The following is a 21,014-nucleotide window of genomic DNA, read 5'->3' on the forward strand; positions in this document are numbered from 1 at the left end:
ATAAAAATATTTAAAAATGTGGACGTAAAAATATATTTTATAACTTGTATTTACAAGTTGTCTTGGTGATTTTTGGAAAATTTTTAACTTTGGGATCACAATGGAAAATTTACCGCAATATCGGAAACTGTACGAGGTGCTTCGGAAGCGAATTCTGACCGGAGTGTATTTGGAAGGAGATCTCCTGCCTTCGGAGAATGAATTATGTGCGGTTTACGAAATGACACGCCCTACTGTTCGCCATGCTTTGGAAACCCTGGTTAAAGACGGGCTCATTCTAAAAAAACAGGGCAAGGGAAGTATTGTGCGGAAACCTCCTCAGAATATTGGTATTCTTTCGATTGCAGGTACTGCCTCCGCGGTGGGTGTGCGTTACCTGAAGACTGATATTCTGCAGAAGCCGGTTGTGCAAACCTGGCCCGAGGATTTTCCGTTTGAACTAACCGAGCTGGAACACGAATCGGGGTGTATTTATATGGAACGCCTGCGTTATGTGGAAGACGAGCCGGTTTTTTATGATGTCAACCATCTTCCCAATATTTACCTTCCGCGGATCGCGCAACGTTCGTTTGAAAACAAATCGTTGTTCGAGATTTTGCGGCAGAATTACCAAATCGAAATAACTGGGGGTGAGCAAAAGCTGAAGGCGGTAAAACCAACGGTAAAAATCAGGCAGTTGTTGCATCTCAAGCCTGGCCAGCCGGTATTGTATATGGAACGAAAGCTAACCACCAATAAAGAAGATTTTCATATTTATTCGACTATCTATTTTAACTCGGAGAAGCACGCCATATTTGGGACTTTCTAGGCGAAATGGACTTTGCCTGAGCTTATTCCTCTTAAATAATTTTTACGGTCGTTGGCTGGTGTAGGCAATATTCCTACATTTGTTCGCCTATTTTGAAATCTATGATGGAACAGCAGCAAGTGATAGATCCCGTTAATGCAGCGGGGGTACGCGCTACTTTTTGTAACGAACGTTACGGCAATCACGAGAAAAATACTTTTGATATCTGGCTGGCCGATTCGGATGAACCGACTCCGCTGGTTATATTTATTCACGGAGGAGGATTTGTCGGGGGTGATAAGTCGAAATATTACGATTCAGTTGACTGGCCCAGACTTCTGGAGGCTGGAGTTTCGGTAGCCACCATTAATTATCGCTATTTGAACGAGCCCCCGTATGGGATTCTGGGATGTATGTCTGATTCAAAACGTTGTTTGCAATACATTCGCTATCATGCCGAAAAGTACAATGTGGATAAAAAGCGGATTGCCTGTTCCGGAGGATCTGCCGGTGCCGGAACCAGTCTGTGGCTGGCCTTTTCGGCGGAGATGGCCGATCCGCAAAATGCTGATCCTGTGCTGCGCGAGTCGACCCGTTTGGTATGTGCCGGCGCTTTTGCCACACAGGCAACGTATGATATTCTGCAATGGCCTGGAATACTTGGATTGCCGGAAATGAACAGCCCGCATGATCAGTTGGTGATTGCCCGGGCATTTGGTTTCAAATCGGCGGAAGGGTTGGATCTGTATGGACAAACCGCGATTCGTCAGGAACTGGATTTTAAGGGTAAGATGGATAAAAACGCGCCTCCGTTTTTTGTGTTTAACAAAGCGGAAGCCGGTATTCCCACGACGGAAGATGCATTGAATCATCATCCTCTGCACGCCAAGGCACTAAAAGACAGAGCTGATCAACTGGGTGTGAAAGCCGTGGTTTATGCTCCTGCCCTTGGAATTGAAGATGAATCAGGTGTTGGAATGGTAGAGTTTTTTCTGGAGAAACTTCGAAAATAAACGGGTTCTGCTTTGGGTATTTTTAAGTAACAGGCAAGTAAGATAAAACACTTTTTTTATCGCTTAAAAATATTCATATTTGCGCTCCAAAATATTCAGTGTAAATCGGTTAGAGTCAAGGCGGTAAAAGTCGGACGATTATTATCCGGAAATATGCTTCTCTTCTGATAATGCATTGAAAAACAGGTTGGACGTTAACAAAAAATCAGTTTAATCGTTAAGAAAAAATAGATCGAAAATTTATAGGTATGAAGGTTTTAAAATTTGGAGGAACATCTGTTGGATCGCCCGAAAATATGCGGGCAGTAATGAACCAGGTGACGGATGGCGAGAAAAAAATAGTGGTACTTTCGGCGATGTCGGGAACGACCAATTCATTGGTTGAAATCTCAAATTTCCTGCATAAAAAGAACAAAGACAATGCGAACATTGCCATTGGGAAACTGGAAGCCAAATATAAACAGGTGATCGACGAATTGTTTGAATCGGAAGAAAACAAAAACGTCGGGCTCGAGATTATTAAATCCAGTTTTGATACCATTAAATCGTTTACAGTTGGTGATTTTACAGAGGTGGGCGAAAATACTATTTTGGCTCAGGGAGAAATTATTTCAACACAGCTGGTTACTGTTTTGATGAATGAAAACGGTTACAATACCAAACTATTGCCGGCCCTGGAATTTATGAAAATAGACGAAGACAAGGCAGCTGACATGGTTTACATTCGCGAACACATCAAACCTGTAATTGAAAAAGTGGGCGAGGCTGACTATTATATCACCCAGGGATTTATCTGTCTGGATGCCGACGGTAATGTGAATAATCTGCAACGGGGAGGTAGTGATTATACGGCTTCTTTAATCGGCGCAGCCATTGATGCAGACGAAATTCAGATTTGGACCGATATTGACGGTTTTCATAACAACGATCCGCGTTACGTCGAGAATACCCGGAAAATTGAGCAATTGTCGTTTAACGAGGCAGCCGAGTTAGCATATTTTGGAGCAAAGATTCTGCATCCGCAAACCGTTTTGCCGGCGCGGGTTCAGAACATTCCGGTGCGTTTGAAAAATACAATGAACCCTTCGGACGAAGGCACATTGATAACTGCAGAATCAGACGGGAAAGGAATAAAAGCAGTGGCTGCAAAAGACGGAATTACAGCGATTAAAATTCGTTCAGGACGAATGCTGATGGCTTATGGTTTTCTGAAAAGCGTTTTCGAGATTTTTGAAAAATACCGTACGCCTATCGATATGATCTCCACTTCTGAGGTGGCGGTTTCGCTTTCAATCGATCAGGTTCAAAATCTCGATGCCATTCGCGAAGAACTAAATAAATTTGGTTCGGTGGAAATCGACGAGGATATGTCAATTGTTTGTATTGTTGGTGATATTATCCAAGAGGAAAAAGGTTTTGCATCCAAGGTTTTTCATGCGCTTGACGGAATTCCGATCCGAATGATTTCGTATGGCGGAAGCCGTTACAACATTTCGGTACTGGTGCCTACTTCGCAAAAAGTAAAAACTTTGCAGGCATTAAGCGACCATCTGTTGAACCACAATTAGAATTTTAAAAAACGATATAGTCCCGGATTGGTTGTAAAATCGATTCGGGATTTTTTTGATATCATTGAAGCTGAAAAACTTCGGAAGCTTCGTATCGCGATGCCAGTTTAACCGTAAAACGTTCGGTGAGGGGCTGCATGGTGGTGAGCGCAATTTCAGGAGTGTTGTTTTCTTTTGAAATATGACTCAAAAATACGCATTGCAATTTATCGCCGGCATGCTGGTGAAGCAAATCATACGCTTGCGTATTCGAAAGGTGTCCGACTTCCGACGCTACCCTTTTTTTCAGGTGCCACGGATAATTTCCTTCCCACAGCATTTTTTCGTCGTAATTTGATTCCAGAAACAAGCTGTCGCACAGTTGAAGGTGCGTTTTTACATTGTTGCAGGCTTCTCCTATATCGGTGAAAACGCCAATGTTCCGGTTTCGGTATTCAATCCTGAAAGAACAGGGTTCGGCTGCATCGTGGTTTTTTAATACCGGATGAATCGAAAAATCACCGACTTCAATCGTTTCTTCAGGCGAGAAAAATTTGGGATAATCGGGGCGCAGATTTTTATACGAACTGTTGTAGGTTTTGGCGGTCATATATACCGGAACCTGAAGCTTTTTCCCAAAAACACGGGCTCCCCGCATGTGGTCACTGTGTTCATGTGTAATAAAAAGCGCCTTAATTTTTGCAGGATTCAACCCGCGTTCCTTCATTCGCAACAAAATCTGTTTGGTGGAAATTCCTGCGTCAATCAAAACAGCATCGGCGCGGTTCCCAATGTAATAACAGTTCCCGTTACTTCCGGAAGCAATGGCACAAATCTCAAGCATATTCAGTTCTTTTCGGCTGCAAAGATCTATTTTTTTGCTGAAATATAATACGTTCCGCCAGGCAGTTTATATAAATATCTGGACATGCCCAGGTATTCGATTGTTGAATTGACTTCTGCTTTTTCCCCGTTAACCTTTACATTCGGAAGCTCTGATGGTAAAAGTACCAAGGCTTCGCTGTTCCCGGGGACAGAAAGTTCCATTTTCCATTCTTCCGCGTTACTATTCAGCTTGCAGATGATCGAACCACGAATGCTTGGAATAGTCAGCTCGATATTCTCAAGCCCGGTAGGCTGCGGGTTTACCGTAAAGGTTTTAAAGCCGGGATCTAGCGGTTGAATACCCATTAAACGGCGGGGAATAATATTGGCCGGAGCCGCGCCCCAGGCATGGTTCCATGTAAGGTTGGGTTTATAAATTTCGTCCCAGGCTTCGGTGGTCATGGTGGAGCCAACCTTGAGCATGTTCATCCAGCTCCGTTTGTCTTCCGATGTCATCAGTTTCAACGCATATTCAGCTTCTCCTGCATTGTATAAGGCTTCCAGCAGGTATTGGGCTCCGTAAACGCTGCAGGCCATTCCCCGGGTTTTTATGTGGTCGGCAACCGATTTGATGTTTTCTTCAGGCACCATGTTAAAAGCCAGCGGTAACATATTGGCATGCAAACTTGCATGATCGGTGTCGATGCCATCCTTAAAATATCCTTTTTCAGCATCGAACATGAATTTCAAAACACTTTCCTTTACTTTTTCTGAACGCATTTTAAACAGTGTCTTATCTTCCGTTTTCCCAAGGGCAGCTGCAATTTCAGACATGCATTTTAGCGCATAAAAATGAAAGGCATTTACCACCGTGTTATAATCGGTAAAAACATAACCATCTCGTTCTCCTTCCGGATTTGCTCCTGCATTTGAGGCTCGGTTTTGTCCTGCCGGAGTTCCTGCGGGCCAGTCGACAATATCTCTGAACCCTCTTCCCTCAAAATGGATGCTTTTCAGAAAATCAGGCGTAACTTTTCCTGTTGTTGTGCTGATGAGGCCATCTTCCCGTTCCAGGTCGATCAGTGTTTTCTTTTTCAGGTCATCGTAAATCATGGCCAGAAATTCGGTATCGCCGGTGTACATGTAATGCTCGCGGGCCATCATCACCGTGTGCATTTGCCACTCGGTGGGCCAGCTGGCATGCGAAACCAAAAATGCAATGGTGTATCGGGCTGCTGAAAATTCGCGGTCAACCGAATAATGCCCCAGTTGCTGAATGTAAGCGTCGGCTTCGTAAGGCATGCGTTCGCGGTTGCCGTCGCAGTATACACCCAAAAATGGTGTGGCTTTCAGTGTGTATTTGCACAAGTTCCAGACTTTGCCGAGATTTTCGTTGGGACAGTTAAATGCCGATTGAGAGTCGTCGAACAGGTAATAAAGCGCCTGCTGGATCATGCTTTTTACATCTGGTTTATCCTTGCTTACGATTTCAACATAGCGGAAGGGAAGAACTTCGGGATAAAAAGGTGCCATTTTCTGGCTGTGCGGATAGCGGGCATCATGGCGCGGAATTTCAACCTGGTAGGTATGCGTTCCTTTTTTTAATTGAATTTCTGTTTTGAAAAAACCAATATTTGAAATGCCGGGATTTTTATTTACTGACAGATCGTTGTTTTTGCGTTCGCCCAGGAAAACGGTGATGCTGTCGCCTCCTTTTTCAGCAGAAACGGTAAAGTCAAGCGTAGCAAAGGCAGCTTTCCCAAAGTCGGCAAACCAACTTCCTTCTTTTACTTTTTTGAACAAAACCGGTTCTTTTGGACTGAATGTTGCCATTTGTCGGTCTTCGGCAACCCAGTTGTTGGGGCTTAGTTCCACCCAGTTGCTTTTGCCGGCCCATTCATCGGTGCTCCGATCGAAGTTGCCGGTATTAAATTGCTGAGCAACGCTGTAAGCACTCACGTTTCCTTTCTTGTCCCACACCTTTACTTTCCACCAGTAGGTTGAATGCGGAAGCAAACTTTTGCCCTTGTACGGTACATTGATCGAAGCGGAAGTATTGATCTTATTGCTGTTCCATAAATCAGCTTTTTCTTCTGTCAGAAGGTCAGGCGCAGAAGCCACCAGAATTTGACAGGCCGTTTGTTGTATTCCTTCCTGCGGAAAGATCCATCCAAATTCGGGAGACGGGTCGGTAATTACCGCTTTATCGGGTTCGCGAAGCAGTTCAACCAGTAAGCCTGTGGGGGCGGGAAGGTTTTGTGCAAAAGTTGACACGGAAATCAAAAAGAGCAGTGTAGAAAGGATTGTTTTGTTCATGTTGTATGAAGTTCAAATTGGTTCAGTTGGCTAAAAATACGAAAAGCCTTGAATTACAACACAAAAAAAGCAGGACAAGTCCTGCTTTTACCCTATGTTTTTTGATTGAGTTACTTTACCAATTTTGATATTGCTTTGAATTCGTCGGATCCTGCTGCCCGGGTTAATTCAAAAAGAATCGATTCGTACGAAGTCATCATTATTCCTTCGTGGCGGAAACGTTCTTTTGCGAGTTCCAGATTTTCGGGGCTACGCGACGAAACACAATCCATTACTACGATCGGATTTAGTCCGGCCTCTTTCAGGTCGACTGCTGTTTGCAACACACAAACATGCGATTCTATTCCACAGATAATTATTTTTTTAGCGTTGAGAGAGATGAGTTTTTCCCGAATCTCAGGAACGTCGAAGCAGCTAAAATCCTTTTTCTCGAAATATTCAAATTCAGGCACCAGCGAGCTAATTTCGGTTAATGTTTCGCCCAGGCCTTTGGTGTATTGTTGCGAAACCATCAGAGGTATGCTGAGTTGCTTGAGTCCCTCGACGAGGATTTTACAATTCTTGAGTAAGGTATCTTTATCATGCATAGCCGGGAGCAAGCGCTCCTGAATGTCGATAATCAATCCGATGGTATCTTCTTTGGTAATTCTCATTGGTTTTCATTTTGTGGAATTCCTTTGAAAATGTCTTTCTGAATTCCTCCTTTTAAATGTAAGGTGCTTACTTTCTTTCGGTTTGCGCCTGCTTCCTCGATTTATCGCCCAGGTAACCTCCATGGTGCCGTTTGGCGTACTCCTCGTTGGTGAATCCTATTTTTTTCATCATCGAAACTACCAGCGCATCACCAATTACGGTCATTACGGTAGTGGAAGTTGTAGGCGACAAACCCAGCGGGCAAACTTCCTTCGGGTTGCCGGTGTAAATAAATGCGTCGGCATTTTGGGCCAGCGCGCCCTCCGGATTACTCGAAATCACGATCAGCGGCAAGCCTTCGTGGAGATTTTCAGCCAGATCAATCAGCTCAACAATTTCACGGGTTTTGCCCGAGTTGGAGATCACCAGCAACACATCGTTTTCCTGTAATATCCCCAAATCGCCGTGTTGCGACTCGCTGGGGTGTAAAAACACAGATGGAGTTCCGGTGGAGCTGAATGTGGTAGAAATGTTCAGGGCAATCTGCCCGGCTTTCCCCATTCCGCTGGTGACCAGTTTTCCCTTTTTCTGATGAACCCGTTCATAAATGAGTTCAATGGCTTTTATCATTCCGTCGGTTACCGGAATATTGCGAACCGCTTGCGCTTCGTCTTCTATAACCTGTTTAATTATATCCTTCATAAGAAAAGAAATTGAGGGAACAAAACTAACGAAAATTCGGAAGTCACCCAGTATGTCGCTCCTCTACCGGTATATTTTTAAAACATGTGATAAAAGTTACACTCGAAATGTGTTATAGGTCATAAAAAAAAGAAAACAATTTAGGTCTTTCAGGGTTAAATAATTGATAAATTTAACGATAACATTTTCAACCGTAACAAGCCGGAAATTAACGACGATCAAAACCTTTGAATTAAAGCCGTATCAGACAGGTTTCTGGGATTTGATTTCGTAACCCGGCGAAAAACAATTTAAGCGCATGAAAATTCATGAATATCAAGCCCGAGATTTATTCAGGAAGTACGGGATTCCTGTGCCGGATGGAGAGTTGTGCCATTCGGTAGACGAGGTTAAAAAGAAAATCTCAGACAAAGATAAACTGAGAGTGGTTAAAGCCCAGGTTTTGGTGGGTGGACGAGGTAAGGCCGGTGGTGTAAAACTGGCAACTACCAAATCGGAAGCCATCGAAAAGGCCAAGCTGATCCTGGGAATGGATATCAAAGGTATAACGGTTGAGAAAGTGCTGGTTGCCGATGCCGTTGATATCGAAAAAGAATTTTATGTTGGTTTAATCAACGACCGAAATGCAAAGGCGGTTACCTTGATGGCAAGTTCTGAAGGTGGAGTTGAAATTGAGGAAGTGGCAAAAACCAATCCCGAAAAGATTATAAAAATGCCGATCGATCCAACCATGGGTTTGATGGACTGGCAGGCACGCAAAGTTGCCTTGCAATTGTTTAACGATCCAAAACAAGTGCGTCAGGCAGCCGAAATTCTGGTAAAACTCTATAAACTTTATATCGAGACGGATGCTTCTCTGGCGGAGATCAATCCGTTGGTGCTAACTCCGGATAAACAGGTTTTGGCCATCGACGGTAAAATGAATTTTGATGACAATGCTTTGTTCCGTCAAAAGGAAATTATTGCCATGCGCGAAGCCGACGAAAACGAGAAGAAAGAACTGGAAGCCAACGCCAAAGGGCTTTCATACATTAAGCTGGATGGAAACATTGGCTGTATGGTAAACGGCGCCGGACTGGCAATGGCAACCATGGATATGATTAAATTGTACGGTGGCGAACCGGCCAACTTCCTTGATATTGGCGGTTCTTCGAATCCTCAGAAGGTGGTCGATGCCATGAACATCCTGCTGGGCGACAAGAATGTAAAATCGGTGATGATCAATATTTTTGGAGGAATTACCCGTTGCGATGACGTGGCTCGCGGTTTGGTGGCTGCACTTGATCAGATAAAGACTGATATTCCGATTGTGATTCGTCTTTCGGGAACCAATGCCAAAGAAGGGCTCGAGATTATTGAAAAAACCGGACTGCCGGTGGTGAAAACCATGAGTGAAGCAGCTCAGAAAGCCATTGAGCTAAGTAAAAAGTGAAACGTTGAAAGTAAAAAGTTAGAGAAATGAGCATTCTTATAAATAAAGATACCAAAGTAATTGTACAGGGAATTACCGGGCGTGACGGTGCTTTCCATACCAGTAAAATGAAAGCCTACGGTACCAATATTGTTGGTGGAATTTCGCCGGGGAAAGCCGGGCAGCAAGTGGAAGGAACCCCTGTTTTTAATACGGTTGAAGATGCAGTAAAAGCTACAGGTGCCAACGCTTCCGTAATTTTTGTTCCTGCGCCTTTTGCCGGAGATGCGATTCTGGAAGCCAGCTATGCCGGAATCGACCTGGTGGTTTGTATTACTGAGCACGTACCTGTGCAGGACATGATCAGGGTAATGCCGGTATTGGAGAAAAACGGTACAAAGTTAGTCGGTGCCAACTGTCCCGGGTTAATCACTCCGGGTGAATGTCTGATCGGAATCCTTCCGGGAATGATCTTTAAGCCCGGTAACGTTGGTTTGATTTCGCGTTCGGGTACGCTGACCTACGAAGTGGTAAATATGCTGACCGAAAACGATCTGGGACAGACAACCTGCGTGGGAATCGGTGGCGACTCGGTTTCCGGTTTGTATTTTATTGATTTGCTGGAAATGTATGAAAACGATCCGAAAACGGATGCGGTGGTGGTGATCGGTGAAATTGGTGGTGACGCTGAAGAACAGGCTGCGAAATTTATCAAGGAAAAGATGACTAAACCGGTGGTGGCTTTTATCGCCGGACAATCGGCACCTCCCGGAAAAAGAATGGGTCATGCCGGTGCCATCATTTCAAGTGGAGCAGGAACAGCCGAAGAAAAAATCAAGGCGTTCAATGCGGCTGGTGTTCCGGTAGCCAAAGAACCTTCGGAAATTCCGGGTTTGATCAAAGAGAAATTAGGACTGTAGAGCCTCCCGATTTAGGGAAGAGTAAAAATAATGAACCGGTTGTCGAAAGGCAGCCGGTTTTTGTTTTTCTGTAAGTCGCTCAAAAATCAACAACAAAATACGATTATAAAATTCAGACTCATCCAGATCAGTCGTCTGGAGGATCCAAATATTAGTAGAATAGTTTCACGCAAAGGATGTAAAAGAAGTGCAAAGGCCGAAGAGTGCTACTATTCGTTTTCGTTTTGCGTTCTTTTGCGTAAATCTTGGCGCACTTTGCGTGAAAATTCCTTTTGAGTCTATTAAAAAAGACAAGCTAAGTTCGGAACAATAGTACTTTCATTTCTGCTGTTGATTCCGGGGTATTGTGAATCTTTTATTTTATCTGTCCTCGGTACAAAATATCCTTTAAATTAGGGGCAAAATCAAGAATCCATGAATTTACATGTTACAAAGGGAAACGGAGATAAGGTGTTGTTTGATGCCGGGAAACTAAAACAGGCACTTCAGACATCGGGAGCAGGAAAACAGGAGCAGGAAAGTATTTTGCGACAAGTCCGGGAAGAGTTATACGACGGGATTCCGACCCGGAAGATCTATCAGATGGCCTTTAGTCTTCTGAAAAAGGAATCGTATAAAATGGCCGGACGCTACCGCTTGAAAAATGCGATTATGGAGCTGGGACCAACCGGTTTCCCTTTTGAGAAATTTGTGGGCCGGGTGCTCGAAACCCTGGGGTACCAGGTGGAGACTGGCGTGATGGTTAAGGGAAAATGTGTGCAGCACGAAGTGGATGTGGTGGCCCGAAAAGACGGAGAAATGCTGATGATCGAATGTAAGTTTCACAGCGATAACCTCACCAAAAGCGGTGTGCAGGTGCCTTTGTACATTCATTCACGTTTTATTGATGTAAAAGCAAGCTGGGAGAAACAATACGGTACCGATCTTCAATATCACGGTGGCGTGGTTACCAATACACGCTTTAGTGAGGATGCTGTGAGCTACGGGACGTGTGCCGGGCTCTTCATGGTATCCTGGGATTTCCCGGAAGGAGAAGGGTTGAAACATTACATCGACAGGTCGGGGCTACATCCGCTTACTTCACTGATTTCGCTAAGCAAAGCCCAGAAACAGCAACTGCTTGGAAAAGGCATTGTTCTGTGCAGTGAGCTAACAAAACAACCCGATTTGCTCAGGGAAATGGGATTGCCGGAAAAACAGATCAACCGGGTTGTTCGCGAAGCCCAAAACCTGGTAGCTGATTAAGCTGGAACGGTAATAAAAATTACTTTTTAAGTAATTTGAAGGCGTGGTTCCAGCTATTTGTCAGAAATCCGGGAATACACCACAGAATAGCGAGAGGTTCTATCGCACGCGCAGCTTCTGCCATTCCCATATCTTCAGTTTCCCACCCGAATTTATCAAGAATTTCCGTCACTTCTGTTTTTGCATGCTGGTTGTTGCCGCAGATAAACATAGTAGGGGTGCTGCTGAATTTCGGATCAACCATATGAAGACTGCCAACGCAACTGAAGGCCTTGACAAAATTGGCATTGGGCGCCAAATTCTGAAGATCTTCCATCAAACTTTTATTAACAGAAGAGGTGTAGAGCAACACTCCGTTCTCGGGTGGAGTATCTGCAATTGGATTGGTGGTGTCGATTATGGTTTTGCCGGAAAGATTTTCGATGCCAAGGCTATTTAAAGCGGCTTTTGCCTCTGTTCCTTTAACAGCAAAAACTATTATTCCGGCTTCCTTTACTGCTCGTTCCGGGGTGTCGACTGAAACTTTCCCGTTAAATTCGTCATCCAGTTTTTTACGGGTTTCTGCACTGCGCGAGGCAATGATAGTTGTATAACCTTTTGCTGAAAATCCATGGGCAAGCGCTTTCCCCACATTTCCCGATCCAATTATTCCGATTGTTTTCATGATCACCTTTGTTACTATTTTAATTAAAAGAAACAAGAGGGTGATTTTGTTTTGAGGAAACAGGAATTTATTTTGACATTCAGAATATTAGCGGTTGTCGATTTTCTCCGGATTCAGATCGTGATTCTGCATACGATACCAGGCCAGTTCTTCGTAACGGGTTCCGGGTTTGCCATAATTGCTGAACGGATCGATGCTCAGTCCGCCGCGTGGCAGAAATTTCCCCCAAACCTCGATGTATTTTGGTTCCATCAATTTGATCAGATCTTTCATGATGATGTTGATACAATCTTCGTGAAACGCGCCGTGGTTGCGAAAGCTAAACAGGTAAAGCTTCAGGCTTTTGCTTTCGACCATTTTTTCTCCCGGAATATAACTAATGTAAATCGTTGCAAAGTCGGGCTGCCCGGTTATCGGACAAAGGCTTGTAAATTCGGGTGCATTGAATTTAACCCAGTAATCATTCTCCGGATGTTTGTTGTCAAAAGTTTCCAGTACACCGGGTGTGTAATCAAAAAGATAGTTCGTTTCGTTTCCGAGGTGTTTTAAATCGCTCATGCTTTTCTTGAATTTAGATAGTTTTCCAGTCCGCGGTTACGCAGCATACAGGCCGGGCAATGTCCGCAGCCTCTCCCTTTTACGCCGTTGTAACAGGTTACGGTTTCGTTTTGTACAATTTCCAGTACTCCGAGTTCATTCGCCAGTTGCCAGATGGCCGCTTTGTCTTTCCACATCAATGGAGTATGGATCGTATATTCGTAATCCATCGATAAATTGAGGGTTGAATTCAGCGAAAGTATAAAGTCGTTCCGGCAATCGGGGTAACCACTGAAATCGGCTTGTCCCACGCCGGTAACCAAGTGATGAATATCGCGGGCTTTGGAAAAAATGGCGGCATAGGTCAGAAATAACATGTTTCTTCCTTCCACCAGCGTATTGGGTGGCCGATTCTCCGGTTTTGTTTCTTCCACTTCCATTTCCTGCGAGGTGAGCGCATTTTGCGTGAGTTGCCCCAACAGGTCCATCCGGAAAATACTTAGTTGGATGCCTGCTTTTTCTGCAATACTTTTCGCGGCTTCCAGTTCAATTTTGTGCCTCTGCCCGTAATCAAAAGCAATGGCCTGCACTTCCGAAAAATTTTGCTTTGCCCAGAACAGACAAGTGGTAGAGTCCTGTCCGCCTGAAAAAACAACAAGGGCTTTTTCTGCTATCATTTTAAACCTGCTTTAAACGGAACGGATTGTACGAAATATTGTAATCGTAGGTGTCGATGCCTTCCAGTTTTTTTACTTTGTTTACGATAACAATGGTAAGCGGAAGCACCAAAATCTCATAAACAGTTTTGATCAGGGCCTGTGTCAGAATCATTGTCAGCATAACATTTACAGGAAATACTCCGGCAAAGGCAACGGTAATAAAGATGAGTGAATCGGCACCTTCGCCGGCCAGCGTCGATACAATAGCACGTAATGAAAAATTTTTGCCTCGGGTCATTACTTTGAAACGGCTCATTACATAAGCATTCAGAAAAGACCCGAGCAAATAAGCCATTAAACTGGCAGCGACAATACGCGAAGTGCTGCCCAAAGTGGTTGCAAAAGCTTCCTGATTTTGCCAGAACGGAGCGGCAGGCGCTGCGATGGCCAGGGTGATAAACAAAGCCGCGAGAATGTTTACGCCAAAACCGGCCCAGATAATCAGGCGGGCTTTTTGGTAGCCCCACACTTCGGCAATTACGTCGTTAATGATATAGGCCAGCGGAAAGATCAAAACTCCGGCAGGAGCCGACCACGGGCCGATCATCATAATTTTTGTTGCAAGAATGTTGGAAAGGATAAGGCAGGCTGCAAAAACAATACCCGCCAGCATGAAAGTTACTGAAACTGTTGTTCTCATTTACTTGTTTTTAACGTGGTTATCAAGCACACGTGGTTAATACGACTGCAAATATACAAAGATTCTGTAAGTTGCAAGCGTAGTATCTGTCGGGGAGTCAGTGTTTTATGTTTACTTACAGGATTTCGTCAATGTTCTCCGGCGGATTTCCCAGTACGGCTTTATCGCCGTTCACCACAATGGGGCGGTGCAACAGTTTCGGATTTTTTGCCAAGATTTTAATCCACTCTTCGTCACTCAGAACTTTTCCTTTGTACAGGTCTTTATAATCCTGTTCGTGTGTGCGCACCAAGTCAAAAGGTTTCTTTCCGGTGAGTGCAATAATTTCGGTCAGCTCTTTTTCGCTGATCCCTTCTTCGAGGTATTTGACGATTTCAAATTGGCAACCTTTGTCTTCCAAAAATTTCAGCCCGTTACGGCTTTTTGAGCAGCGTGGATTATGATAGATTTTCATTCGTGTATAATTTTTATTTTTCTTCGGTTACCGGGTTTTGAACTGAATTAATGTAGTTGTAGAAATCTTCCTGGGCCCGGTATTTTCTGTCGGAGTTTCCGTCGGCATAATCGTTTGAGAGCAGAGGATCAAGAATCCTGGCTTTGGAATTGTCACGTAACTGAATGTACAGCTGTTCCTTTAATTCTTCCTTTATGGATTCGTCGTAGATGGGGCAGGCCACCTCAATCCTTCGGTTCAGGTTGCGTGGCATCCAGTCGGCAGAAGAGATGTACATTTTTTCTTCGCCGCCGGCACCAAAAAGAAACAGACGCGAATGTTCGAGGTATTTGTCGACGATGCTGATAGCAGAAATGTTTTCGCTGTAGCCGTTAAGCCCGATTTGCATCCCGAAAATTCCGCGTACAATGAGTTGTATTTTTACTCCTGCTTGTGCTGCTTCGTATAACTTCCGCATCATTCCCGGATCAATCAGACTGTTCATCTTCAGAATCATCCAGGCAGGTTTTCCTTGTTGGGCAAGTTTTATTTCGCGGTCGATGTTTTTTACAAAATGTTTTCGCATCGAAAACGGGCTTACCACCAGGTGTTCATAGTTGAAGTGCAGGTAGTTTTGTTTAAAAAAACGGAATACCATTTCCACTTCATCCGCCAGTTGCGGATCGGCAGTCAGCAAACCCTTGTCGGTATAAACGCGGGCGGTTCCTTCGTGGAAATTTCCCGTCCCGATGTAGGCGTAGTTTCGTATCCCATCCTCCTCCTTGCGGGCTACCCAGGCCAGTTTGCTGTGCACCTTCATTCCGGGCACACCATTAATCACATTGGCTCCTTCTTCCTGTAATTTATTCGACCAGTAAATGTTCGCCTCTTCGTCGAAGCGCGCCTGTAGTTCGACTACGACTGTTACCTTTTTCCCATTTCTAACCGCGTTTAATAAGGCATTTACCACTTTCGAATCGCTGGCAACACGGTAAATGGTCAGCCCGATTTCTTTTACCTGCGGATCGATGGCTGCTTCACGCAGAAAGTCAATTACATGATTGAATGTCTGGTAGGGAAAATGCAGCATAACATCCTTTTGCCGCAATACTTTGAGCACACTGGTAAACGGCGGCAAGTCTTTGTGGCGTGAAGGCGGGAGGTTGGTATAGTAATGCGATTTCTTCCCGATCTCGGGAAAATTCATAAAATCCTTCTGGTTGTGATAACGACCGCCCGGAACGGCATCGCTGCCTTTGGCCAGCTTCATCTTTTTCAACAAAAACTGAAGCAGGTCGTCAGGCATTTTACGGTCGTAAATAAGGCGCACGGGTTTCCCTTTTTTTCTGTTTTTCAGACTCTGACTCATTTTCTCGATAAAACTTTTCGAAATATCGTCGTCGAGGTCGAGCTCGGCATCACGCGTAATTTTAATCGTGAAAGCGTCGTATGAATCGTAATCGAAATAGAAAAAAATGTCGGCCATGCAGAAACGGATGATGTCGTCGAGCATCATCACAAATTGTTTTCCGTCTTCTTCAGGTAAAACAAGAAAACGAGGTACCGATCTTCCCGGAATCCGGATCAGCGAATAAGCATTGTCCTGCGGATCGTCTTTTTGGTAAAGTTTTATGGCCAGGTACACCGATCGGTCGCGAAGGTAGGGGAACTTGTTTTTTCCCAGCATGATGGGCACCAGGTTGGGCAGTACCTTGTCGTAAAAGTATTTTTTGACAAAAACACCCTGACTTTCACTTAGTTGATTTTCATTGATCAGGAAAATGCTGTTTTCTTCCAGCTCACGGATAATGTCGGTCATAATGACATCGACCTTCTGTTGCTGCGCCTTTACTATTTCTTGAATTTTATTGTGCAGCTCGGTCGGAGTCATTTCTCCGAGCAGGTTTTCTTCATCTTCGCCCAAATCGACCATGCGACGGACGGTAGCCACACGTACCCTGAAAAACTCGTCGAGGTTATTGGAAAAAATCCCGATAAAACGAATTCGTTCAAACAACGGAGTTTCCGGGTCTTCCGCTTCCTGAAGTACCCGTTCGTTAAACGATAGCCAACTAATCTCCCTGTTTGTGAATTTTTCGTTTGAATACATGTGTGCGAAATTTGCCTGTTTGAACACTAGAACACATAAAGCCACAAGATGCCAAAAGCCCCTGAAATTTCCAAAGAGAAAAGGACGATTTTAGTATTATTCACCGCCAAATTCCATCAGGTAGGCTTTGATAAATCCATCAAGTTCACCGTCGAGTACCGCATTCACATTCCCGGTTTCGTAACCCGTGCGCAAGTCCTTCACCATTTTGTAGGGCTGCAATACATACGAACGAATCTGTGATCCCCATTCAATTTTCTTTTTCTGGGCTTCAATTTCCATGGTTTTCTCGCGTCGTTTGCGGAGTTCCATTTCGTAAAGCTGCGATTTCAACAGGCGCAGTGCATTTTCCTTGTTGCCCAGCTGCGAGCGGCTCTCGGTATTCTCAATGGTAATTCCGGTAGGAGCGTGGCGCAGTCGTACGCCCGTTTCCACTTTGTTTACGTTCTGTCCGCCGGCACCTCCACTTCTGAACGTATCCCAGCTAATGTCGGAAGGATTGATTTCTATTTCAATGGAATCGTCGACCAGCGGAGCTACATAAACCGAAGTAAAGGAAGTCATGCGTTTGTTTTGCGCGTTGAACGGCGATAAACGCACCAGCCGGTGTACGCCGTTTTCGCTTTTCAGGTAGCCGTAAGCATAATCTCCCTCAATTTCGATGGTGCAACTTTTTATTCCTGCTTCATCGCCGGGTTGCATGTCGGCGATTTTTAATTTATACCCATGTTGTTCAGCATAGCGGGTATACATGCGGAAAAGCATATCGGCCCAGTCGTTACTTTCGGTACCCCCGGCGCCTGCATTTATTTTGAGTACAGCCCCCAGATGATCTTCTTCACTTCGAAGCATATTTTTGGCTTCCAGTTCCTCGATTAGGATCAACGTTTCGGAATACGAGCTTTCCACTTCGTCTTCCGGGGCTTCTTCCATTTCAAAGAATTCATAAAGTACCAAAAAATCTTCTACAGCCTGATTTACTTTCTGAAAACCATCGGTCCACACTTTAATGGTGCGAATCGTTTTCATTTGGGCTTCAGCTTCTTTGGGATTGTTCCAAAAATCGGGGTCCTGTGTTTTGAGTTCTTCTTCTTCTACTTCAATTAATTTTGCATCGTAGTCAAAGATGCCTCCTCAGCGCATCCCGGCGCTCAACAAGGTTTTTTACCTGTTCCTTTAAGATCATTATTTAATGTTTTTTGATGGAGTGCAAAGGTAGCAGGAAAAGTTCAGAGTTTAAAGTTTCTTTTCGTACCTATTTTGTGATCAACAGATCCTGGATTTTCGGCAGAAAAATGATCAATCCTACTATGAGTGCTGTTGTGGCGGAAATTAAAACACCTGCAGCTGCCAGATCTTTTACTTTTTTGATTTGATCGTGTTTTCCCGGAGAAACAAAATCGGCCAGGTTTTCGAGCGCTGAATTAATGGCTTCCATTGCAATAACCAATCCGATTACAAAAACCAGGGCCAGCCATTCGTAAGCAGTAATATGAAAAATGATTCCGGCAATTATTACAATTATAGCTGCCACAAAATGAATCCGTGAATTGTGTTCTTCTTTGAAAAGTATCTGAAGACCATTAAACGCAAATGAAAAGCTTTTCAAGCGTTTAAGTATGGAGAATTTCCCGTTTTCCAATTTAGTAGTTTAGAGGTAATTTCTTGTAAGTCTGCTTAATCGATTGCTTCATTCATATAGCGGTGTATCAGTTCGGGTTCAAAACCCCGGTTTTGGGCGTAGCGGATAACCTGCCCCATTTTTTCGAAGCGGCTTTTCTTTTTGAGCGTTTTCGCCTTTTCCTTCATGGTTTTAATCAAAAGTGTTCTGTACTTTTCATCGTCAATATTATCAAGGCCTTTCTGAATTAAGCTGTCCGAAAGTCCTTTAGCGCGCAGGTAATGGCGCATTTTTACCTTTCCCCACTTGTTGATTTTGAACTTGTCGTTGACATAGGCACGAACATATCTTTCGTCGTCGATGAATTTTTCTTCAATCAGTTTGGAGATGATTTCATCCACAATTTCATCTACGATTTCGTAGGCCATTATTTTTTTTCGGATGTCAGCTGAGCATTGTTCAGAACGACTGCATAGCTGAGCCATTTTACTGTAGGCCTGTTTGATGTTATGTTCGCTACTTTCCATTTTTGGGTAAATTTCTGTTAAAATTACAGAAAAAACCGTCTGCAACCTAACCTTTTTTGTTGGTTGATAGGGGTTTGTCTCGTTTTATAATTCATCGATGAAAGAAGTCTCTTTTTTCACCCCAGTAAAGAATTCTTCGAGTTCGGCCAGCGTGGATTCTGTTTTTTGTACGTCGCGCACCACTTCTCCTTTTTCAAGGATCACAATTCGGGAACAAACATCGGTTACGTGATCAAGATCGTGACTCGAAATCAGAATGGTTTTATCCTTTTGTTTACCTATTTCCTTGATGATGTTTCGCAACTGGTACTGAGACGAAGGATCGAGGTTGGCAAAAGGTTCATCCAGAATAATCACTTCCGGATTACCCATAAAAGCGCCGACAACACCCACTTTTTTCTGGTTTCCTTTTGAGAGGTCGCGGATGTATTTCTTTTTGCCCACAATTTCGTCTTTAAAAAAATCGGCAAACCTTTCAAGAAAGGCTTTTACGTCGGTCGTGTTTAGGTTGCGCAATTCTCCGATAAAATTGAAATACTCGTCGGGAGTAAGGTAGCCGATAGTAAACGATTCGTCGATATAGGCCGAAACCTGCTCTTTCCAGTCTTCCGACTTGGCTACCTGAATTTCGTTAATAATCACTTTCCCGCGGGTGGCTCGAATAAGATCGAGTAACAACGAAAAGAAGGTAGTTTTTCCGGCTCCGTTATTGCCCACCAGTCCGAAGACTTCGCCCTTTTCGATGGTTAGTTCCGGTAAATTCAGTACGGTAGTTCCGTTGTAATCCTTTTGTAAATTAATTGCCTGTATCATGATATTTATTTTTTCAATTTCTAATTTTTCATTTTGAATGTCTGATTGCTAAGTGGCTTTATACCCTGCAATCATTTTGTGTTTGCGTTTCAGGTATTGCCCGGTGAAATAATCGATCAGTTTAGGATGTAAGATGATGCCGATTAATCCCAGTGCTCCGAAAATAAAGTAGGCGGCAATGTTTCCAAAGGCCCAGGACAGGAGTCCGAAGATTGCCATGGGGCCAAAGAGAACCGGGAAAGTCATCAGCCACTGGGTTGCTCCAACACCCTGGTAATTAAATGCGGCGCGTTGATTGAGTTCTATAGCTTTGCGGCTGTTAAGCCCCAGCGCAAAAATTACCCACGAATTTATACCTACATTGTAAAGCATTACCACAAAGTGTATGTATAATACTTTGGGAGTAATGTACATGTAGCCGAGCGACAGCAGATATAGTACAAAATTGGTAGCAGCCATCAGGAAAAAGGCCGATTGCAACACCTGTTTCATTTTTACGTTTTGAGCCATTAGCAAGGGGTAATATTTTCCGTGCCAGGCCGGAAAAAACTGTCCGTACATCATGCTGAAAATTCCGGTCATAAACATTCCTCCAAAAACCAGAATAAAATCAGGACCATCGGGTTTTATGTCTTTATAGATGATAAGGCCATAAAACAGAAACAGAACAGACATGACAGCGCTGCTTTTGGATCGTTTGTTGCGCAGGATCATTTTTACTTCGAGCGACAGCATTTTGCCGTAACTCCCCACGTTGTTCAGCCACGAGAAGTCGTGTGCTTTTCCTTCTTTTTTCTTTTTGCTTAGCTCGTCGAGGTAGAACCGGTTGTTGATGTAGTTCTGGTTCAAAAGATAGAGCGCAGCAATCAGAAGCGGGAAAATAAAGACTGCCAGTGGTTGGGCAATTACAAAATCGAATATTTTTCCGAAGGCCGCGTTGATATTTACAAGGCCGAAATATTGCAAAGCGACAATTCCAGCAGCCAGTGCCAGAAATCCGTAAAACAAAACATCCGATTCGTTGGTACGCCACTTAATGTAAATGGCCAGATAGTGGTTTACAAAAATCATCAGGATAAGCGATGAAAGCCAGGCTGCGAAAGCCGGAGTAGCCAATTCGTTCTGTGCGATCCTGAGCGCAAAAGGCAAAAGCAAAAACAATGGAAGTACATTAAAAAAATGCAGTAACGATTTGTTCAGCATATAACGGGCAATCCTTTTTCGCTTCAGGGGGATGATCATAAAGGGCTGAAATCCAAAAGTGGGCAGATTTTGTACCATGATGCGCATCACGAGGTCGAATCCGACATAGATGAAAACTGCGGCGTTAAAGGCCATCATTTTATTTTGGAGATCAGCCATCTCTTCAGCCAGTTGAAAGCCCATTAGGGTGCCGACCAGCGAAAAGTACAAAGCGAGGAAAATAAGTATCCCCTTGGTAGCCATGTTTTTGTTTTTCGAGGCCGACCGGATAAATTCTTTCCAGGCAAAATAGAAGAAATTACGTTTCATATTCGAGTAGTGAGTATTGAGATTTATCGTATTGAGACT

21 protein-coding genes are annotated in these 21,014 nt (G+C 43.9%); 6 read left to right on the top strand and 15 right to left on the bottom strand.

What is annotated here, in order from left to right:
* The first annotated feature begins 100 nt into the window (after positions 1-100).
* From MR764_RS01310 to MR764_RS01320, 3 genes are all read left to right on the top strand, one after another.
* Positions 101-808 (top strand): GntR family transcriptional regulator, encoded by a 708-nt coding sequence (locus MR764_RS01310; protein ID WP_247977575.1) that lies wholly within the window; start codon positions 101-103, stop codon positions 806-808.
* Between the two features lie 101 nt (positions 809-909).
* Positions 910-1,800 carry an alpha/beta hydrolase gene (locus MR764_RS01315; RefSeq protein WP_247977576.1) on the top strand — a complete coding sequence of 297 codons (891 nt, stop codon included), beginning with the start codon at positions 910-912 and terminating at the stop codon, positions 1,798-1,800.
* Between the two features lie 248 nt (positions 1,801-2,048).
* Positions 2,049-3,368, top strand: coding sequence for an aspartate kinase (locus MR764_RS01320; protein WP_247977577.1), 1,320 nt, complete (start codon positions 2,049-2,051; stop codon positions 3,366-3,368).
* Between the two features lie 61 nt (positions 3,369-3,429).
* On the opposite strand, the gene MR764_RS01325 is transcribed toward MR764_RS01320, so the two are convergent.
* From MR764_RS01325 to MR764_RS01340, 4 genes are all read right to left on the bottom strand, one after another.
* Positions 3,430-4,191, bottom strand: coding sequence for an MBL fold metallo-hydrolase (locus MR764_RS01325; protein WP_247977578.1), 762 nt, complete (start codon positions 4,189-4,191; stop codon positions 3,430-3,432).
* Between the two features lie 26 nt (positions 4,192-4,217).
* Positions 4,218-6,488, bottom strand: a complete 2,271-nt coding sequence (locus MR764_RS01330; RefSeq protein WP_247977579.1) for an alpha-L-rhamnosidase C-terminal domain-containing protein — start codon at positions 6,486-6,488, stop codon at positions 4,218-4,220.
* Between the two features lie 110 nt (positions 6,489-6,598).
* Positions 6,599-7,141, bottom strand: a complete 543-nt coding sequence (locus MR764_RS01335; RefSeq protein ID WP_247977580.1) for an isochorismatase family protein — start codon at positions 7,139-7,141, stop codon at positions 6,599-6,601.
* A 67-nt stretch (positions 7,142-7,208) separates the two neighbouring features.
* Positions 7,209-7,823, bottom strand: coding sequence for an SIS domain-containing protein (locus MR764_RS01340; RefSeq protein ID WP_247977581.1), 615 nt, complete (start codon positions 7,821-7,823; stop codon positions 7,209-7,211).
* A gap of 298 nt (positions 7,824-8,121) precedes the next feature.
* Between MR764_RS01340 and sucC the strand changes: the two genes are divergently transcribed.
* From sucC to MR764_RS01355, 3 genes are all read left to right on the top strand, one after another.
* Complete coding sequence (gene sucC, locus MR764_RS01345) at positions 8,122-9,255, top strand: ADP-forming succinate--CoA ligase subunit beta (protein WP_247977582.1); 1,134 nt, start codon at positions 8,122-8,124, stop codon at positions 9,253-9,255.
* Between the two features lie 26 nt (positions 9,256-9,281).
* Positions 9,282-10,154, top strand: a complete 873-nt coding sequence (gene sucD / locus MR764_RS01350) for a succinate--CoA ligase subunit alpha (protein WP_247977583.1) — start codon at positions 9,282-9,284, stop codon at positions 10,152-10,154.
* A 414-nt stretch (positions 10,155-10,568) separates the two neighbouring features.
* Positions 10,569-11,399, top strand: coding sequence for an ATP cone domain-containing protein (locus MR764_RS01355; RefSeq protein ID WP_247977584.1), 831 nt, complete (start codon positions 10,569-10,571; stop codon positions 11,397-11,399).
* 19 nt (positions 11,400-11,418) lie between these two features.
* Here MR764_RS01355 and MR764_RS01360 read toward each other — a convergent pair whose 3' ends face one another.
* The 11 genes from MR764_RS01360 to MR764_RS01410 form a co-directional block, all read right to left on the bottom strand.
* Positions 11,419-12,069 carry an NAD(P)-binding domain-containing protein gene (locus tag MR764_RS01360; RefSeq protein WP_348773065.1) on the bottom strand — a complete coding sequence of 217 codons (651 nt, stop codon included), beginning with the start codon at positions 12,067-12,069 and terminating at the stop codon, positions 11,419-11,421.
* 81 nt (positions 12,070-12,150) lie between these two features.
* The gene (gene queF / locus MR764_RS01365) at positions 12,151-12,621 is read right to left on the bottom strand and encodes a preQ(1) synthase (protein WP_247977586.1); all 471 of its coding nucleotides are present in this window, start codon (positions 12,619-12,621) and stop codon (positions 12,151-12,153) included.
* Positions 12,618-13,277, bottom strand: coding sequence for a 7-cyano-7-deazaguanine synthase QueC (queC, locus tag MR764_RS01370; protein ID WP_247977587.1), 660 nt, complete (start codon positions 13,275-13,277; stop codon positions 12,618-12,620). The genes queF and queC overlap by 4 nt, the downstream gene beginning before the upstream one ends.
* 1 nt (position 13,278) lies before the next feature.
* The gene (locus tag MR764_RS01375; protein WP_247977588.1) at positions 13,279-13,959 is read right to left on the bottom strand and encodes a queuosine precursor transporter; all 681 of its coding nucleotides are present in this window, start codon (positions 13,957-13,959) and stop codon (positions 13,279-13,281) included.
* Between the two features lie 115 nt (positions 13,960-14,074).
* The gene (gene arsC / locus MR764_RS01380) at positions 14,075-14,413 is read right to left on the bottom strand and encodes an arsenate reductase (glutaredoxin) (protein ID WP_247977589.1); all 339 of its coding nucleotides are present in this window, start codon (positions 14,411-14,413) and stop codon (positions 14,075-14,077) included.
* A gap of 13 nt (positions 14,414-14,426) precedes the next feature.
* Positions 14,427-16,502 carry a polyphosphate kinase 1 gene (ppk1, locus tag MR764_RS01385; RefSeq protein ID WP_247977590.1) on the bottom strand — a complete coding sequence of 692 codons (2,076 nt, stop codon included), beginning with the start codon at positions 16,500-16,502 and terminating at the stop codon, positions 14,427-14,429.
* 96 nt (positions 16,503-16,598) lie between these two features.
* A protein-coding gene (gene prfB, locus MR764_RS01390; protein ID WP_247977591.1) for a peptide chain release factor 2 occupies positions 16,599-17,688 on the bottom strand; the annotation gives its coding sequence in 2 pieces (ribosomal slippage) (positions 16,599-17,624 and positions 17,626-17,688; 1,089 coding nt in all).
* Between the two features lie 69 nt (positions 17,689-17,757).
* On the bottom strand, positions 17,758-18,111 hold the full coding sequence (locus MR764_RS01395; RefSeq protein ID WP_247977592.1) for a diacylglycerol kinase family protein: 354 nt from the start codon (positions 18,109-18,111) through the stop codon (positions 17,758-17,760).
* Positions 18,112-18,179: 68 nt separating this feature from the next.
* On the bottom strand, positions 18,180-18,650 hold the full coding sequence (locus MR764_RS01400) for a regulatory protein RecX (protein ID WP_247977593.1): 471 nt from the start codon (positions 18,648-18,650) through the stop codon (positions 18,180-18,182).
* 84 nt (positions 18,651-18,734) lie between these two features.
* Positions 18,735-19,463: an ABC transporter ATP-binding protein gene (locus MR764_RS01405; protein ID WP_247977594.1), complete on the bottom strand. Its 729-nt coding sequence runs from the start codon at positions 19,461-19,463 to the stop codon at positions 18,735-18,737.
* Between the two features lie 48 nt (positions 19,464-19,511).
* Complete coding sequence (locus MR764_RS01410; protein WP_247977595.1) at positions 19,512-20,975, bottom strand: DUF5687 family protein; 1,464 nt, start codon at positions 20,973-20,975, stop codon at positions 19,512-19,514.
* Between the last annotated feature and the right edge of the window lie 39 nt (positions 20,976-21,014).

Origin of the sequence: Maribellus sp. YY47, assembly GCF_023111095.1 — a bacterium.
Classification (GTDB): domain Bacteria; phylum Bacteroidota; class Bacteroidia; order Bacteroidales; family Prolixibacteraceae; genus Draconibacterium.